This is a genomic window from Parafrankia colletiae (assembly GCF_001854655.1).
In the GTDB taxonomy this organism is placed as follows: Bacteria; Actinomycetota; Actinomycetes; order Frankiales; family Frankiaceae; genus Parafrankia; species Parafrankia colletiae.
Genome location: NZ_MBLM01000152.1, coordinates 217,834 through 234,809, shown reverse-complemented (window position 1 = coordinate 234,809; position 16,976 = coordinate 217,834). Strand labels below are relative to the sequence as shown.

13 protein-coding genes are annotated in these 16,976 nt (G+C 74.0%); 6 read left to right on the top strand and 7 right to left on the bottom strand.

The features are described from left to right. Positions 1-86 precede the first annotated feature (86 nt). The 3 genes from CC117_RS27830 (at position 87) to CC117_RS27820 (ending at position 4,902) form a co-directional block, all read left to right on the top strand. Positions 87-1,445 (top strand): zinc-dependent metalloprotease, encoded by a 1,359-nt coding sequence (locus CC117_RS27830; RefSeq protein WP_071089279.1) that lies wholly within the window; start codon positions 87-89, stop codon positions 1,443-1,445. A gap of 653 nt (positions 1,446-2,098) precedes the next feature. Then, positions 2,099-3,289: a ThiF family adenylyltransferase gene (locus CC117_RS27825; RefSeq protein ID WP_071089276.1), complete on the top strand. Its 1,191-nt coding sequence runs from the start codon at positions 2,099-2,101 to the stop codon at positions 3,287-3,289. Positions 3,290-3,345: 56 nt separating this feature from the next. Continuing rightward, on the top strand, positions 3,346-4,902 hold the full coding sequence (locus CC117_RS27820) for an ABC1 kinase family protein (protein WP_071089273.1): 1,557 nt from the start codon (positions 3,346-3,348) through the stop codon (positions 4,900-4,902). Positions 4,903-4,952: 50 nt separating this feature from the next. Here CC117_RS27820 and CC117_RS27815 read toward each other — a convergent pair whose 3' ends face one another. From CC117_RS27815 to CC117_RS27800, 4 genes are all read right to left on the bottom strand, one after another. Next, positions 4,953-6,680, bottom strand: coding sequence for an alkaline phosphatase family protein (locus tag CC117_RS27815; protein WP_241830482.1), 1,728 nt, complete (start codon positions 6,678-6,680; stop codon positions 4,953-4,955). 123 nt (positions 6,681-6,803) lie between these two features. Next, positions 6,804-7,097, bottom strand: coding sequence for a WhiB family transcriptional regulator (locus tag CC117_RS27810; RefSeq protein ID WP_018634512.1), 294 nt, complete (start codon positions 7,095-7,097; stop codon positions 6,804-6,806). A gap of 153 nt (positions 7,098-7,250) precedes the next feature. Further along, complete coding sequence (locus CC117_RS27805) at positions 7,251-7,553, bottom strand: hypothetical protein (protein ID WP_071089267.1); 303 nt, start codon at positions 7,551-7,553, stop codon at positions 7,251-7,253. 245 nt (positions 7,554-7,798) lie between these two features. After that, positions 7,799-10,111: an ATP-dependent DNA helicase UvrD2 gene (locus CC117_RS27800; RefSeq protein WP_071089585.1), complete on the bottom strand. Its 2,313-nt coding sequence runs from the start codon at positions 10,109-10,111 to the stop codon at positions 7,799-7,801. Between the two features lie 263 nt (positions 10,112-10,374). Between CC117_RS27800 and CC117_RS27795 the strand changes: the two genes are divergently transcribed. Together CC117_RS27795 and CC117_RS39425 are read left to right on the top strand one after the other, a co-directional pair. Beyond that, a complete protein-coding gene (locus CC117_RS27795) occupies positions 10,375-10,614 on the top strand; it encodes a mycoredoxin (RefSeq protein ID WP_071089583.1) in 240 nt (79 codons plus the stop codon). 311 nt (positions 10,615-10,925) lie between these two features. Continuing rightward, positions 10,926-12,239 carry an ANTAR domain-containing protein gene (locus CC117_RS39425; RefSeq protein ID WP_241830481.1) on the top strand — a complete coding sequence of 438 codons (1,314 nt, stop codon included), beginning with the start codon at positions 10,926-10,928 and terminating at the stop codon, positions 12,237-12,239. Positions 12,240-12,291: 52 nt separating this feature from the next. Here the strand turns inward: CC117_RS39425 and CC117_RS27785 are convergent, their stop codons facing one another. The 3 genes from CC117_RS27785 to CC117_RS27775 all read right to left on the bottom strand — a co-directional run bounded on the left by CC117_RS27785 (position 12,292) and on the right by CC117_RS27775 (position 15,590). Further along, positions 12,292-13,695 (bottom strand): M16 family metallopeptidase, encoded by a 1,404-nt coding sequence (locus CC117_RS27785; RefSeq protein ID WP_407673594.1) that lies wholly within the window; start codon positions 13,693-13,695, stop codon positions 12,292-12,294. Positions 13,696-13,768: 73 nt separating this feature from the next. Next, positions 13,769-15,109, bottom strand: a complete 1,341-nt coding sequence (locus CC117_RS27780) for a M16 family metallopeptidase (protein WP_407673593.1) — start codon at positions 15,107-15,109, stop codon at positions 13,769-13,771. Between the two features lie 217 nt (positions 15,110-15,326). Beyond that, positions 15,327-15,590 carry a hypothetical protein gene (locus CC117_RS27775; RefSeq protein WP_071089261.1) on the bottom strand — a complete coding sequence of 88 codons (264 nt, stop codon included), beginning with the start codon at positions 15,588-15,590 and terminating at the stop codon, positions 15,327-15,329. Positions 15,591-15,681: 91 nt separating this feature from the next. Here CC117_RS27775 and CC117_RS27770 point away from each other — a divergent pair, with 91 nt between their 5' ends. Then, entirely contained in the window at positions 15,682-16,959 is a 1,278-nt protein-coding gene (locus CC117_RS27770) for a PucR family transcriptional regulator (protein WP_407673601.1), read from the top strand. Positions 16,960-16,976 lie beyond the last annotated feature (17 nt).

Genomic DNA, 16,976 nt, shown 5'->3' with positions numbered 1-16,976 from the left:
CGCCCGGCCGACTCCGTTTCACCAGTCGGCCGGAAAACGCACTACCGTGGGTTCATGTCCCTACGGAACGACCACAGGCCCCAGCGATGAGCGGCGGCTTCCCCTTCGGCTTCGGCCCCACGCCGGGTGGTGACCCGAACCGTCCCTCCGGCGGCGGGGCACCGTTCTTCGCCGAGCTCGAGCGCCTGCTGTCGTGGCAGGGTGGGCCGGTCAACTGGGAGCTCGCCCGCCAGGTCGCGGTACGGACGCTCGGCAGCGACGACCGCGCGGTGAGCCCGGCCGAGGTGGGCGAGGTGGAGAACGCGCTGCGGATCGCGGACGTCTGGCTCGACCCGCTCACGGTGCTGCCCGCCGGGGCCACCACGGCCGCCGCCTGGTCGCGTGAACAGTGGATCGAAGCCACCCTGCCGGTCTGGCGGACGCTGTGCGACCCCGTCGCGAGCAAGGTCGTCGAGGCCATGCGCACCGGGATCTCCTCCGGCCTCAGCCAGCTCGGCGGCAGCGACCTGCCGCCCGAGCTCGCGGGGGCGCTGCCGCCCGGCGTCGACCTCGGCCGGCTGATGGGTGCCGGCGGGCCGGTCATGCAGATGATGAACCAGGTCGGCGGAATGCTCTTCGGCGCCCAGGTGGGGCAGGCCATCGGCGGCCTGGCCTCCGAGGTTGTCAGCTCCACCGAGGTCGGCCTGCCGCTCGGCCCGCTGGGCACCGCCGCTCTGCTCCCGGCGAACGTGGCCGCCTTCGGGCAGGGTCTGGGCGTCACCGGCGAGGAGGTCCGCATCTACCTCGCGCTGCGCGAGGCGGCGTCGAACCGGCTCTACGCGCACGTCCCCTGGCTACGGGCGCACGTGCTCGGCGCGGTCGAGGAGTACGCCCGCGGGATCGCCGTCGACCCCGAGGCCGTCGGCCGGGTGATGCGGATGATCGACCCCAGCGCGCTGATGAACCCGGAACGGCTCACCGAGGCCCTCGGTGAGGACGTCTTCGCCGACGCAGACACTCCCGAGCAGAAGGCGGCGCTGGCCCGGCTGGAGCTCATCCTGGCGCTGATCGAGGGCTGGGTGGACCACGTTACGGACACCGCGGCGCGCGAGCATCTGCCGTCCTCGGCGAAGCTGCGGGAGATGGTGCGCCGGCGGCGCGCGGAAGGCGGCCCGGGCGAGCAGATCTTCGCGACGCTCGTCGGCCTCTCCCTGCGCCCACGCCGCCTGCGCGAGGCCGCGGCGCTGTGGGAGGCGCTGTACGACGCCCGCGGCCATGAGGGGCGGGACGCCCTGTGGGCCCACCCCGACCTGCTGCCGGGTGGGGATGATCTCGCGGACCCGGCCGCCTTCGTCACCGGTGCCGGGACCGGCGCGGATGTGGACATCATCGCCGAAATCGAGAAACTCGACGGCGCGTCGCCGGGAGATGAAACACCGCCCAGTTCGGACGGTCCGAGTTCCTGACCAGTCGCCTCCCGCCGCCGTCGACGCGGCGGCGCGGCGACGCGGGACACAAGAGGCCACACGAATTGACCGGCACGGCGATTCGGTCGTAGCTTGACCACGCGGGCCCCCGGCATACGAGGTGCCTCCGGAAGGGGAAGCCGGAGGCTCCACGTTCACCCCGGGGGCTCGTCCGCACGTGACCTCCGGGTGTGCCGCCCAGCTCAGGGCGCCACTCCACTCCCCCTGACGGCGGATATGCCCTGCTGGTGAGGGGTTGTTCCAGCGTGTCGCCTGGCCTTCTCCCAGCGGTGAGCCGCTCCGATCATGTGGTCATCTGTTGGCAGGGTCGGTCCTGACGGCGCGGCTCGATGGTCAGCGGCGCCCCGGCGGACGGTGCGCCTGGGCCGGTACGCCCCGGCGCCGGCGGACAGCGCAGCGAAATCCGTGGTGAAACGCAAACCTTCTGATCATGCGAGATAGATCCCTTTTTCCCATCCGAATAGTCCCGATAAACGGTGACGRTTCGGGCGCTCTCCACCGGGCCGTCCACGCGAATCCGCCTTGTCCACAGGACCCGCCGACAGGCGCTACGGCATTCCGATCTCATGTCATGGTGGACCGGTCTTCATCACCGCCGGCCGGTCTGGCCGGCAGACGCGAGGGAGGATCCCGTGCGCCCGGTCCTCAAGCCCGGTCTCCGCCGGCTCTGGCGGAGCAGCACCACCCTGCAGATCGGCGTCGACCCACTGCGCGCGGTGATCCTCGCCGGCCTCGGTCCGGCCCATCTCTCCGCGCTCGACGCGCTGGAGCCTCCCGGCCCCGACCTCGACGCCTGCGGGCAGGCTCGCAGCCCGGCCACCCGCACGATGATCGAGCTCCTGGCGCAGGCCGGGCTGCTCGACGACGACACCGACTCCGGCCAGCCGGCCAGCGGCGAGCTCGACCAGAACCGGTTCGCCCCCGATGTGGCCRCACTCTCGCTCGCCAGCTTCGGCGTGCTGCTGCCCCGGTCGGCGATGCTGCGCCGGCGCCGGGCCCGGGTGGCCCTGCGCGGCGCCGGGCGGATCGGAGCACAGATCGCGACTCTCCTGGTGGCGGCCGGCGTCGGTCAGGTGATCGTGGACGACCCCGGCGCCACCTCGGCCGCGGACCTCGCGCCCGGCGGCCTCGGGCTCGACGACGTGGGCCAGCCGCGTTCGGTCGCCGTGCACGCAGCGCTGGGCCGGGTCGGCGGTTGGCGGGACCCACCAGACCACCTTCCCCCCGGCCGGGCGCCACGCACGCAGCACCCGGAGCCGCTACGCCCCGACCTGCTCCTCCTCGCCCCGGTCGGAATCCCGCTGATCCACCCGGACGAGTGCCTCGCGCTGGAACGATCCGGTGTCCCGCACCTGCTCGCGGGTGTCCGCGAGACCACCGGCATCATCGGCCCGCTGGTCGTGCCGGCGGTCAGTGCCTGCCTGCACTGCCAGCACCTGCACCGCGACGCCCGCGACCCCGACTGGCCGATCCTCGCGATGCAGATGATCCGCCCCTCCGGCCGCGGCGCCGACCCGTGCGAGATCTCCCTGGCCACACTCGTCGCGGCGATCGCCAGCATGCAGGCCCTGGACTTCCTCGACGCCATCCCGCCCGCACCGGACGGCCCGAAACCCCGCCTGCCGCCCACCGCCGACGGCGCCCTGGAGATCTCCCGCGCCGACCTGCGCATCCGCCGCCGCAGCTGGCTGCTGCACCCCGAATGTCCCTGCCGCACCGCACGGTCCGCCGCCATCGCCTCACCAGCGGCGGACATGCCCTCACCGACCGCTTTCCGGGCGCCCACCCAGGGCCAGCCGATCACTACGGGGAGCGTCAGTTGAGGGCGTGTATCGCAAGGGCCCCCCGCTCCCGGCGATGGAGGGGGCACGATGGAGCTGTGTCCGACATCCCGCGGCGGGCAGTCGTCCGCACCGCCAAGCTCGCGACCCTCCCGATCGGCATGGCAGGCCGGGCGACTCTCGGCGTCGGCAAGCGCCTCGGCGGCCGGCCCGCCGAGGCCGTGGCCACCGAGCTGCAGCAACGCACCGCCGCCCAGGTCTTCCGGGTGCTCGGCGAGCTCAAGGGCGGCGCCATGAAGCTGGGGCAGGCGATGTCCGTCTTCGAGGCAGCGCTGCCCGACGAGGTCGCCGGCCCCTACCGGGCCGCCCTCACGAAACTCCAGGAGGCGGCGCCCCCACTCCCCGCGGCCACAGTGCACAAGGTGCTCGCCGACGAACTCGGCCCGGGCTGGCGGGCCCTGTTCGCCAGCTTCGACGACACGCCCGCCGCCGCAGCCAGCATCGGGCAGGTGCACCGCGCGGTCTGGGTCGACGGCCGGCAGGTCGCCGTCAAGATCCAGTATCCGGGCGCCGGCCCAGCGCTGCTGGCCGACCTCAACCAGCTCGGCCGGGCCGCCCGGCTGTTCGGGGCGCTGACTCCGGGGCTCGACATCAAGCCCCTGGTTGCCGAGCTCAAGGCCCGCATCACCGAGGAGCTCGACTACCGGCTGGAAGCCGCCTGGCAGCAGGCGTTCGCCCGGGCGTACGCCAACGACCCGGACATCCGTGTGCCCATGCCGATCGCCGGCGCCGACCGTGTGATCGTCAGCGAGTGGATCGACGGCGTGCCGTTGTCCACCGTGATCGCGCACGGCACCCAGGAGGAGCGGGACCGGGCCGGGCTGCTCCTGGTCCGGTTCCTCTACTCCTGCCCGGGGCGGGCCGGGCTACTCCACGCCGACCCGCATCCGGGGAACTTCCGCCTGCTGCCCGACGGCCGGCTCGGGGTCCTCGACTTCGGGGCCGTCAACCGGCTCCCCGGCGGGCTGCCCGAACCGATCGGCCGACTCGCCCGCCTCACCCTCGCCGGCGACGCCGAGGCGGTGGCGGACGGGCTGCGGGCCGAGGGCTTCATCCCGGCCGGCGCCGACATTCCGGCGGACGGTCTGCTGGACTACCTGGCTCCGATGCTCGCGCCGATCGCCGCAGACGAGTTCACCTTCTCCCGCGAATGGCTGCGCGGCGAGGCGCTCCGGCTCGGCGACTGGCGGTCCGCCGCGGCGCAGCTCGGCCGCCAGCTGAACCTGCCGCCGTCCTACCTGCTGATTCACCGGGTGACGCTCGGCGCCATCGGCATCCTGTGCCAGCTGGGCAGCTCAGGGCCGTTCCGGGCCGAGATGGAGCGCTGGCAGCCCGGCTTCGCCGCGCCCCGCACCGCCGCGGCCCGGCATGCCGCGTCGGCGAACCGGCCCGGTCGCCGCCTGCCGAAGCTCGACATCGAGGACGATGCGGGGGTCGTCCGCGCACGGCAGGGCCCGGTGGTGCTCGCACCAGCGCAGCGTTCCGGCCGGTCACGGAGCCGGATCCGCCCACCGGAGCAGGCCGGGCCCGCCGAGCCGAGCCGCCCGTCCCGGCGGCCCACGCCCACCCGCAAGCCGAACGCCGACCAGGACTGAGCACGGCTGGCCACCGTCCCGGAACCAGGCCTACGCCCGCCCCGGCCGGGTCAGGAGCCGGCCGGCTGTGGCGGCAGCAGGTCCACCGCCGACTCGTCCCCTTCCGGCTCGCCATCCGGGGCTGCCCTGGTGGGCGGCTCCGCTGGGGCGGGAACGTCCAGGTAGATGAACCCGTAGCCCTCGTCGCGAAACCGCAGGCCCTGCTCGCGCAGGACAGCGTCCCAGTCACCCCGGCAGTCCGGATCGGCTGTCTCGAACCCGTGGTCGGCGGTCAGCAGAATGGCGGTGGAGTCCGTGAGCCCGCGGCGGTCCACCAGGTCCAGGAAGACCCCCAGGCGGCGGTCGGCGTCCGCCAGTGCGGCCCGTGCCTCAGGCGAGAAGGCCCCGCCGCCGTGGTGGCCGGTGTCGGTGATGGTGGTGTTCCACCAGGTCAGCGCCGGTGGTTCCTGCCCTTCGGACCACAGGTCGACGACCTGGTTGAGCCCCAGCGCGTCCACCCGCGTCGACCAGGCGTAGTCCCGGTCGGCAGCCACCCAGTCGGGACTGGCGTGCGGGTCGTCCTGTGCGGAGGGCAGGTAGTCGTCCATCCGCCCGCCGCCCGCACCGCCCGCCTCCCCGGAGTCGCCGCCCTCGGCGGTGCCGCTGGTGACGCCGAGGGCGCGGACGAGGCCGAACGTCGAGTAGTCCGCGCCGCGGTCGATCGGTTCGTTCACGCAGGCTGTCGCGGCTCCGGGGCGCGAGGACGCGACCGCCTCGAACACGGTGAGCACCCCGTCCCGAAGCTGGTCGCAGGCGGCGTGCCAGGAGGCGGCGTCGTTGGTGATCACCTGGCGGCCGGTGGCGCGGTCGAAGTAGACGTTGTGCAGGATCCCGTGCCGGCCCGGACCGAGACCGGTGAGGGCCGAGGTGTGGTTCGTCAGGGTGACGCTCGGGAACTCCGCGACGGCACCGCCGGTGAGCGCCACCCCGCGGGCAAGCAGGCGGGCGACGTTCGGCAGCTCCCCACGGGACGCCAGGTCGAGCAGGTCGTTGCAGTTCGTCCCGTCCCAGAGCAGCCCCACCACGTGGCGAGCCCCGGGCTCGGCGAGGTCGGCGAGCGGGGCTCCCTCCGCGCGGGGCATCTCCGCACCGGCGAGCATCGCCAGTGTCGGGCCGATGTCGACCACCCGGGCGGCCCTCGGCAGCAGGCCACGGGCGGTGACTCCCGCCCCGGAGAGGATCAGCGGCGCGCGGGACTGACCGGCGTCCAGCGAGCCGTGCTCGCCCAGATGGCCCCCGCGTTCGGGCCAGTAGTGACGCGGCGTGTGGACGACGACGACGTCGGGGGAACGGGTCGGGTCGGCGAGGACGGACAGCAGCCGCCGCCCGGCGAACGGATAGGAGTTGCGGGCGGAGGGCGGCGACGGGTCTGCGAGCGCCGCCGCCAGCGGGACGCCGTGCAGCGGGTCCTGGACCGCGACCGGGTCGCGCCCGCRCACGACCTCCCATGCCCCGTCCGGGTCACCGGTCGGCAGGCGTGACGCGCCGTCGGCGTTCGCCACGTGCAGCCAGCCGTCCTCGATCCAGGCGACGAGGTCGACCACCTGAGCGAGGTCGGAACCGGTGAGAACCTCCACCGCCCGCCTCAGCGCGACAGACACCGCGGCGACAGGCGCCGCGGCGGCGCTGGCCTGCGCGCCAGGAGCCTCAGCGCCGGAGGCCTCGAGAACATGACCGGTACCGGCGACCACCCTGCCGTCACCCGTCCGGACCGGATACACACGATCAGTGCTGGGCACGCTCGCACCCTACCGGCACCGACCGCACCGCCAGGAGAAGCACATACCAACGTGGTGCGGCGGGACGCCGAAGACTCGACGTCCCGCCGTGGTGCCGACAGTCGGCGTGGAGGGCCGCGGCCTTCAGGCCGCGACCTCCTTGCGGGGCCGGCCGCGAGGCCGCTTGCGCGGGACGACGCGGCCCGTCACAACAAGCTCGCCGCCCCAGACTCCCCAGGGCTCGGCCCGATCGATCGCGGCGGCCAGGCAGGCCAGCCGCACCGGGCAGGCGACGCAGACGGACTTGGCGGACTCGACGTCCGCCGGGGATTCGGCAAAGAACAGCTCGGGGTCCACGTCCCAGCAGGGCAGGACGAGACGTTCCCGCTCGATCCGGGAATCGATCGAGGGGTCGAACACCGGGGTCACCTCCGACACTGGCGGTTTCTTCGGTTCGGTTGCGGTCCTGCGTCCATCGACGACGGTCAAGATCACACCTCGGGTGGTGGCCGGCACTGATGCGCCAGGAGAAACAAAAAGGCCGCGAGTCCCTGTCGGGACCGCGGCCTTGGATGTCACTCCGAGTCGGCGTTATGCCAGGAGCGGATCCGGGACGGGGCCCGACGGGTGGTACAGACGCGTGGTGCGTGCGCCTGCGCGGATGCCGGTCGTGTGCTCATGCGTCATGTGCTCGTGCGCCGTGTGCGCCGCCGGGACGGCGGAGCCGCAGCCGGCAACGCGTGCTTGGGCGGACCCGGCGACAGCGAGCGCCGCGCGGGCATCACCCAGGGCATCTGCCTGCAGGGCGGCCCTCGGCGCGCCGGCACCACGCGGCAACGAGACGTCGGCGGGGAGCGAGCGCATGCGCGCGAAGGCCACCATGAGGTACTTCATCGTGGTGACCTCCCTCCGCGAGCCCGTAGGTGCGGACCGCATCCGGCCCGCGAGCGCGATGATCGCGCCCCGGTGTTCACGGACAACGGTAGGAGCCGCCGCCCGCGCTGACAACCTATTTTTCGCGCGATCATCCAGACACGTGCAGCCACAGGCACGATCGGGCCGTCCCGGGCGCGTCACCGTCCGCGACAGATCCGTTTCCGACACTCGGGCGCGGTGTCGTCAGAGCGGGTGCGACACGCTCAGCCGGTGGGCCCCGGTGGCCGCGGGCTGCCCGCGACCAGCGCGAGGACGTCCTCGCCGTACCGGTCGAGCTTGACCTGGCCGATGCCGGGCAGTGCAACGAGCTCGGCGACGGTGGCGGGACGCCGTTCGGCGACGAGGCGCAGCGTCGCGTCGGTGAGGACGACGAAGGCGGGCTGGCCCTGTTCCTTCGCCCGCTGCGCCCGCCAGGCGCACAACCGCTCGAACAACGCCGTGTCGACCTGCCCCGGGCAGTCGTCGCACCGGCCGATCCGGGCCCGGGCGCCCGCGAGAGCGCGCCCACAGACCCGGCAGGTGACGCTCTGCCGCCCCCGCCCGCGGGCCTGCCCGCGGTCCGCGCCGCCGGTGGACCGGGCGGCGGCGTCCCGGCCACCGGGCGAGCCACCCGCGTCTGGTCCACCGGCGGGGCCGGACGTCCGGGCCGCGGACCTGCGCAGGTCGTCAAGGAAGCGCGACGGCCGCCGGGAGCGGCGCGTGCCCTCGGCCCGGGCCAGTGCCCACGACAGCGTGAGGTGGACACGTGCGCGGGTGACCCCGACGTAGAGCAGCCGCCGTTCCTCGGCCAGTTGCTCGTCGGTCTGCGCGTGGACGATCGGCAGGGTCCCGTCGACGAGCCCGACCAGGAAGACCGCATCCCATTCCAGGCCCTTGGCCGCGTGCAGCGAGGCCAGCGTGACGCCCTGCACGGTCGGGGTGTGCTGGTGCACGGCGCGCTCGGCCAGTTCGGTGACGAAGGTGGCGAGGCTGGCTTCGGGCTGGTYGGTCTCGAGGTCGGCGGCGAGGCGGTGCAGCGCGGCCAGGTTCTCCCACCGCTCACGGTCTGCGCCCGGGCCCGCCGGGGCCTGGCCCGCTCGCCAGCCGACGGCACCGAGGGCGTCCGCGACGGCGTCGGCAAGCCCGCCGGGACGGTCCGGTTCCGCGGAGCGGACCGCCGCGCGCAGCATCCGCACCGCCGCGGTGACCTCGGGCCGATCGAAGAACTTCTCCCCGCCACGCAGAAGGTACGGGATGTCCGCCCGGCCGAGCGCGGTCTCATACGCCTCGGACTGCGCGTTGATCCGGTACAGCACCGCGATCTGGCTGGCGGGGACGCCGGCGGCCAGCAGAGCGCGGATACGCCGGGCGACCCCGGCTGCCTCCTCGGGCTCGCTGTCGGCCTCCAGCCAGGCGGGCGCCGGGCCCGGTGGGCGCATGGCGACCAGCCGCCCGGCCCGCCCGACCCGCCCGACCTGGCTCGCCTGGCCCGCCCGGTCACCGCCCGGCACGGTCGCACCGTCGAGCAGACCGTTCGCCAGGGCGACCACCTGCGGAGTGGACCGGTAGTCGCGGACGAGCCGGACGACCGTGGCGGTCGGGAACCGACGTGGAAATCCGACCAGGTAGCGGGCGCTCGCCCCGGTGAAGGAGTAGATGGTCTGGTGCTCGTCCCCGACGACACACAGGCTGTCCCGGTCGCCGAGCCAGGCATCGAGAACGCGCTGCTGGAGCGGGTTGACATCCTGGTACTCGTCGACGACGAAGTGCCGGTAGCGGGCCCGCAGCTCGGTCGCGACCCAGCTGTGCTCCTCGATGACGGCCGCGGTGAGCAGCAGCAGGTCGTCGAAGTCGAGGACGCTCGCCTCGCTCTTGACGTCCTCGTAGGCCTCGTAGAGCCGGGCGACGAGGTCGGGGGCCAGCGAGGTCTCCCGCCTGTGTTCGGCGGCGGCGGCGGGGTAGTCCGCAGGGGTGACCATCGTCGACTTCGCCCACTCCACCTCGGAGGCGAGGTCGCGCAGCTCGGCCCGGTCCGGACGGATCTGCAGGCGGGCCGCCGCCCGGACGAGCAGGGGTATCCGGCTCTTCTCCAGCCTCGGCAGCGCCACGCCGGCCACCTGCGGCCAGAAGTAGCCGAGCTGGCGCAGCGCGGCGGCGTGGAACGTCCGGGCCTGGACGCCTTCCACCCCCATCGACCGCAGCCGCCCACGCAGCTCACTGGCGGCCCGGTTGGTGAAGGTGACGGCCAGGACCTGGCCGGCGCCGACGCCCCCTTCCGTCACCATGTGCGCGATCCGGTGCGTGATGGCCCGTGTCTTGCCCGTGCCGGCGCCCGCGAGGATGCAGACCGGGCCCACCGGGGCCAGGACTGCGGCGAGCTGCTCGGGGTCGAGACCCTCGCGCGGCGCCGAGGCGGCTGCGTGCTCCGCGGCTGCGGCGGGCTTCGGCTCCACGGCGGGCTTCGGCTCCGCGGCGGGCGGCCGGCTGCGCGCGGCGGACGTCACCTGGCGGTTCCCGCGAGTACCTGGTCCGGACATCATGCGACACGGTAGTCGGGGCACCTCCCGACACGCGGGACCGGGAAGCGAAGACGCCACATCGGGGTTATGCACCTCGCCGGCCACCGGCCATCCACCGGCACAACCRCCGAAGACCGGACCTCCCGGGCGAGGCCCCGCCAGACCGGGTGATCCGGCCTACCATCACCAAACGTATCGGCAGTGCCGGCACCGCCGATGAGACCACACCGCGCTACCGGTCGCCGTCCCCGGACGGGTCACTCACCAACGGAGGTTCCGCCGTGATCACGATGTACACCACTCCCTGGTGTGGTTACTGCGTCCGGCTGAAGGGTCAACTTGACCGGGCCGGCCTGGAGTACGTGACGGTCGACATCGAGAACGACCCGACGGCAGAGCAATTTGTCCGCGATGCCAACAACGGCAACGCGACCGTACCGACAGTGCTGTTCGCCGATGGGACGGTGATGACGAATCCGTCCATCCGCCAGGTCACCGAGAAGGCCACTTCCGCCGCATAGCGGATACGTAGAGCAACGACGACGGGGGAGTTCACCTCTTCCCGACGCACACGCGGCCGGCTCGTGGGACGGTGTCCGTCACTGCCCGTGAACTTTGTGGGAGAGTTCGGCCYGTGTCGTCAGCACCTTCAGGACTCCCGTGGAGCACGGTCGACGCCGCGCTGAGAGCCACGCACGCCCTCCACCAGCTGGAGCAGACGTGCCTCGTCGCGGTGTCGGCGACCGATGCCGTATACCTGCGGGTGACCGGGYCGATCCCCGAGCTGGTTGCCGGGCTTGGTATCCCTCGCGCCCGGTGTCTACCTGCCCGAATGCTCGACGGGGCGCCCGCAGCCGGCTCCCGGGCCGACCAGGAACCCGCTCTGGCCGACACCGTCGAGGTCGAACGGTTCGGCATCCGCAGCCATGTCTCCATGCCCATCCTCGGCCCGGACGGAACGGTGCTCGGCATCCTCGCCGGGCTCGACCGGTCCCCAGTGGAGGTGCCCGCGGAATCACTCGGCGTAATACGGGCGATAGCGGACAGCCTGGGCGCGTCCGACACACTACGGGGCCAGCTTGCCCGCCAGGCCCACGCCGAGGTTGCTGCCAGTAACGGAAGCGGGGCCGGCCGGCAGGAAGCCGCCGCGGAGGCAGCGGCAGCAGCCGGCCGGATGGGCAGCCCCGGCGGCGCCGCCTCGCCCACCGGGCGCCCGCCCGCCGCCCCACCGCCGCCCGTCGCGTCGTCTCCCGAAGTGGTCCCGCCTGCCGCACCCGGCACCGCGGCTCCGGCGCCGGCCGAGCCACGGCCCGCCGCGGTCCAGCCGTCGGCCCCGGCCGCGGGCTCCCCGGAGGCAACCGGCGACATCAGCGCGCCGATCGAACCGGAACGTCCCCCGGCTACGGGCCAGGGCCAGAGCCCAGGGCAGGGCCAGCCCGGGCTGGCCCCGACCGGTGGCGCGTCGCGGGTCACCCCGGAGGTCCTCGCCCGGGCAGCTCGGCCCGGGCCTGCCGCGCGGGGAGGCGCCCCGCGGCCCGCGCCGCCGCGGTCCGGGCCGCCGCGGTCCGGGCCGCCGCGGTCCGGCGCCGCCCGCGGGCAGGGCGGGCCGTCCGGACCATCCGGGGGAAGCGTTCCGGGACCGTCCGACATGCGCCTGCGGCGGGCATCCGCCGGGTGGGTCGTCGAAGGGCCCGGTTCCGAGGTCCGCCCGGTCGGCGATCTCATCTCCGCGATGGTCCTCGCCGATCTGCTTGCCGACGATCTCAGCCCACCGGGCCGGCCCCGGCGGGCGGACCGTGATCTCAACGAGACCGAACAGCTTCGCCTGTCAGTGATCCAGCTGGAACACGCGTTGGCGTCACGGGTCATCGTCGAGCAGGCGATCGGCGTGCTGGCCGAGCGGAACCACATCAAGCCCAGAGACGCGTTCGAACGGCTGCGCCGCACCGCACGCGGCATGGGCAGGCGGGTTCATGACCTGGCCCGCCAGGTGGTCGAGTCGGTGGGCGACCCACGGATCAACCTGCCTGGGGAACTGGGCCGTGGCAGCGCCGGACCGCCGCCGGGCGCGAGCCCGGCAGGGGGAGGTGCCGGCGGCGGGTCACCCCGGCCCAGCCCGCCACGCGCCACGCCCAGCCGCCACTGACCGCCGCGACACGACCCACTTCGACAACCCACCCGGCCTGACCCCGCGCGGTTCAGGCGGACTCGACGTCGCCGAGCACCCGCACCGCACTGGTGATCTTCGACGCGTCGCCCACCAGGACGATCACCAGGCCGGCCGGGGCGAGCAGCTCCGCCGAGACCGCCTGGACGTCCGCCGCGGTGACCTCGGTCAACGCTCGCGGATGGTCCCGCAGGAACTCCACCCCGATGCCCGCGCCCGACAGGCCGGACAGCGTGCCGGCCAGCCCGGCCGCGGTGGCGCTGGCCAGCGCCAGCGTGCCGATCAGGTACTGGCGGGCGGCCTCGAGCTCGTCGGCGTCGGGCGGCAGCAGCGCGATCCGACCGAGCTCGTAGAGGATCTCGAGCAGCGCCGGGCCGGTCACGTCGGTGGAGACGTCCGCGGCGGCGGTGAACCGGGAACCGGCCTGGTAGTGCTCGACCGAACTGCGCGGGGAGTACGTGTACCCCTTGTCCTCCCGGATGTTGGAGACCAGCCGCGAGCTGAAGTAGCCACCGAAGATCGTGCTGGCGAGCCGCAGCGCCGGGTAGGCCGGGGCGGTCCGGTCCAGCGCACGACCGCCGAGCCGGATGTTGGTCTGCACCGCCCCCGGCCGGTCGACGATCACGATCCGGCCGGCCGCCGGCACCGGGGGGGCCGGGTGGCCCGCACCGGCGGTGCCGCTCCAGGCGCYGAGGGTGGCTTCGACGGCGTCCAGTGCGCGCTCGGGATCGACGTCCCCCACGAGGGTGAGGATCGCGCCGCCGGGGCGGACCCGCGCCGCGTGCAGCGTGCGCACCGGCCCGACGCCCACCTCTGCGAGCACCGACGGCGGCGTGACGGCGGTGCCGTAGGGGTGGTCACCGAACATGCGCTTCAGCAGGGCCTCGCGGGCGATCACCGCCGGCTGACTCAGCGCCGTCTCGGTGTCCTCGACAACGCGGGCGCGCTCGCCGGTGAACTCGTCCTCGGGGTAGCTCGCCGAGATCAGGACGTCGGCGATCAGCGCGAGCAGCGGTTCGAGGCTGGTGGCGAGGGCGGAGCTGACGATGGCCAGCCGGTCCGCGTCGACGCCGGCCCGCAGCGACCCGCCCAGGGCCTGCACCGCGGTGGCCAGGCCGACGCGGTCGTACCGGCCGCTGCCGGTGAGGATCGTCTCCGCCAGCAGCTCCGCCTCGGCCTGGTAGACGCTGCCCGCGCCCGCGAACGGGATCCGCAACCGCAGCTCCACCAGCGGAACGCTCGCCCGGGCGACCACGTCGACGCGCAGGCCGTTGGCCAGCGTGCGCCGCACGACCGTCGGCAGGTCGCGGGGGACCGTGGCAGCCACCGCGGGGATCACCGAGCCCGCCCCCACCGGCGTCCCGGCGCCGGTTCCCGCGCCGGCACCGGCCTCCGGCGTGGAGGGGGTGGCCGCGGTCTCGGTGGTCGTCGTCACGCTGTCTCCTCGTCCCCCGGGCGGGGGATCGCTCGGCCGATCATCCGGCTGCTGGCGGAGCACCCGGCCGTCATCAGGCGGCCCCGGCCCGCAGCTCCAGCACCGCGCGGCCCTGCCCGCGCAGCGCGCCCGCGGCGGCGGCCACCGCGTCACCGGTGATCTCCGCGAGCAGGCCGGGCAGCTCGTTGAGCAGCTCGGGGCGACCGTGGTGCAGTTCGAACGTCGCGATCTTCAGGGCCCGGCCGAGCGCGTCGTCCGCCTCGCGCAGGATGCCGGCCCCGGCCTGCGCCCGCACCCGTTCGAGCTCACCGGGCTCCAGCCCGTCGCCCGCGATCCGGTCGAGTTCCTCGTCGACCGCGGCCAGCACCGCGTCAGCGGTGGAGTCGCCGGCGTGCCGGGCATCCAGCGTGAGCAGCAGCGGGTCACGCTGGCCGAAAGGATCACCGAAGGTGCCGACGTAGGTGCTGACCGCGGTCACCAGGCGGTCCTTCTGGACGAGCCGTCGCTCCAGCCGACTCGCGTCACCGTTGGTGAGCACGTCCGCCAGGAGCTCGGCCGCCAGCAGCCCCGGCAGGTCGCTGTCGGGGTCGGGCACCCGGTAGCCCACCGCGAGCGCCGGACGGGGGGCGAGCCGGTCGGTCAGCACCTCGCGGCGCTCCTCGGCCCGCACCGGCTCGGCGAAGCTGCGTCGCGGCGGCACGGGCCGGGCCGGGATCGTGCCGAAATACCGCTGGACGAGGTCGAGCGCCTGCTCGGGGTCGAACTCACCGACGATCGTCAGGATGGCGTTGCCCGGCGCGTAGAACGTGTCGAAGAAGTCCGCGGCGTCGTCCAGGCTGGCGGCCTCCAGCTCGGAGAAGTCGCCGTACCCGTTGTGGGCGTTGGGGAAGGTGTCGAACGCGACCGGCGGCAGCGCGATCCACGGGAACCCGCCGTAGGGCCGGTTCAGCACGTTGACCCGGATCTCCTCCTGGACCACGGCGATCTGGTTGTCCAGGTTCTCGCGGGTGATCTTCGGGGCGCGCATCCGGTCGGCCTCGAGGAACAGCGCCCGCTCCAGCGCGCCGGACGGCAGCAGCTCGAAGTAGTCCGTGTGGTCCGGGTGGGTCGACCCGTTGAAGATGCCACCCGCCGCCTGCACGTACTTCGGGTGCTCGGCCTTGCCCACGTTCTCGCTGCCCTGGAACATCAGGTGCTCGAACAGGTGGGCGAAACCGGTGCGACCCTCGGGCTCCGAGCGGAAGCCGACGTCGTAGTGGACCGCGACGGCCACCACCGGCGCCGTCTGGTCCGGCGCGAGCAGGACGCGCAGGCCGTTGTCCAGCACCACCTTCCGCAGCGGGTAGGCGGGCGCGGGCAGCGCTGCACCCACCGCACTGGAGGCGGCCGAGCCGGCGGCTGTAGGTGAGGACACAGCGCCACGCTACTGCCCGCGCTGCCCGCCCGGCCACGTTCGGCAGCTTCCCCCGACGGCCCCGTCCCCGCGCGGAGATGCGCGGACTACGAAAGGGCCAGTCGGACGCCCGCCCGCCGTCCCACATGGTGGTCCTGGACTGAGCTCGCCGCGATCAGCAGGTACCGCCAGTCAGCAGCACAGCGGTCAGCAGGCACCGCGTCAGCGGCGACCGCGGTCAACGGCGACCGCGGCCGCCCACGGAGGAGACGAGGAGGACGAGCACCGTGGCGACGGCCACCTGGAGCAGCAGGGTCAGGAACCAGCCGGCGTCGATGCCGCTGGCGACCACCAGCCCGAGCGCGGCCCCCAGCAGGCCGATCAGCACCGTCATCAGACAGCCGATCGGCACCCGGCGCCGGGCCGGGACGGCCAGCCGGCCCAGCAGGCCGACCAGGCAACCGGTGATCAACACACTGACAATGCCGGTCGGGGTCTCCACGGAGCCGATTGTGCTCCTCCCCACCGCCGCCGACCGGCCCGCGAACGCCACCCATCCCACCGTGCGCGGCGCGAGGGGACAGACTGTGCCGGTGGGAACGTTTCCGCCCGGGCTSAGCGACTCCCTGGCCCATGGCCTGGAACAGCTGGCCGACGAGATCATCGCGGCGATCGCCGCGGAGGTTCCGGCCTATGCCCGGCCGCTGGAGGGCTCGTTCGGCCAGGGAGTCCGCCGCGGCGTCGAGGAGGCGCTCGCCCGGTTTCTCGCCCTCGTCGACGCCGGCCCGCAGGCCGCCGGTGACCTGGCCGCGAGTCGGGACGTCTACGTCCGGCTGGGGCGTGGTGAGGTGCGGGCCGGGCGCTCCCTCGACAACCTGCTGAGCGCCTACCGGGTGGGCGCCCGCATCTCGTGGCGCCGGATGGGCGAGGCCGCGCGCCGCGCGGGCCTCGACGCCGCCGGGCTCGTCTCGCTCGCCGAGATGATGTTCGCCTACATCGACGGGATCTCCGCCGCCTCGGCCGACGGCTACGCACTCGCGCAGTTCGAGGTTGCCAGCGAGCGGGAGCGGCTCTGGGACCGGCTGGGCGAGCTGCTGCTCTCCGGCGCGGACCCGGCCACCATCGAGCACGCCGCCAGCACCGGCGCGATCCGGCTGCCGGAACGGATGGCAGCCGTTCTGATCCCCGACGGGCCCGGTGACCACCTCTCGGCGCGTCTGTCCACCGGCTGCCCCCGCGCCAGTCACGGGTCGGACTTCTGGTTGTTCGTGGGCGAGGCGGACGATCCCTCCCGGCGGCTCTGGCTGGCCGAGCGGCTCGCCGGCACCGGGGCGGTGGTCGGGCCGTGCGTGGCGTGGCAGCAGATCACGACCAGCGTGGAGCGGGCCGGATTCGCCCGGGCCGCCCTGGTCGCCGGACGCCTGCCCGCCGCGACGGGACCGGATCCCCTGATCACCGACGATCATCTGACCGAGCTGCTGCTGGCCCGCGACCCACGGCTGCTCGACGATCTCGCCCAGCGCCGGATCGCCCCGCTCGCGGGGCTGCCCGAGCGCACCCGGGCCCGGCTGGCCGAGACCCTGCTGTACTGGCTGACACTGCACGGCCAGCGGCAGCTCGTCGCCGAGCGCCTGCACATCCACCCGCAGACCGTGCGTTACCGGGTGGGCCAGCTCCGGGAGCTGTTCGGAGACACCCTGGACGATCCCGACGCCCGCTTCGAGCTGGAACTCGTCCTGCGGGCGACCACCTGCCGCGGGCCGCGGCCCACAGCGCACCCGCCCGCCGCACAGGCGCCTACAGCGCACGTGTCCGTCACGCAGCAGCCCGCCGCACAGCAGCCCACGTCACAGCGGGACCCGGCCGGCTGACGCCGCCGGCCGCGCTA

What these genes read in the sequence shown, in the direction of transcription:
- CC117_RS27830 (WP_071089279.1), top strand. Translation starts at nt 87, where the DNA reads ATGAGCGGCGGCTTCCCCTTCGGCTTCGGCCCCACGCCGGGTGGTGAC.
- CC117_RS27805 (WP_071089267.1), bottom strand. Translation starts at nt 7,553, where the DNA reads ATGAAGTACCTCATGGTGGCCTTCGCGCGCATGCGCTCGCTCCCCGCC.
- CC117_RS39425 (WP_241830481.1), top strand. Translation starts at nt 10,926, where the DNA reads ATGCTCGACGGGGCGCCCGCAGCCGGCTCCCGGGCCGACCAGGAACCC.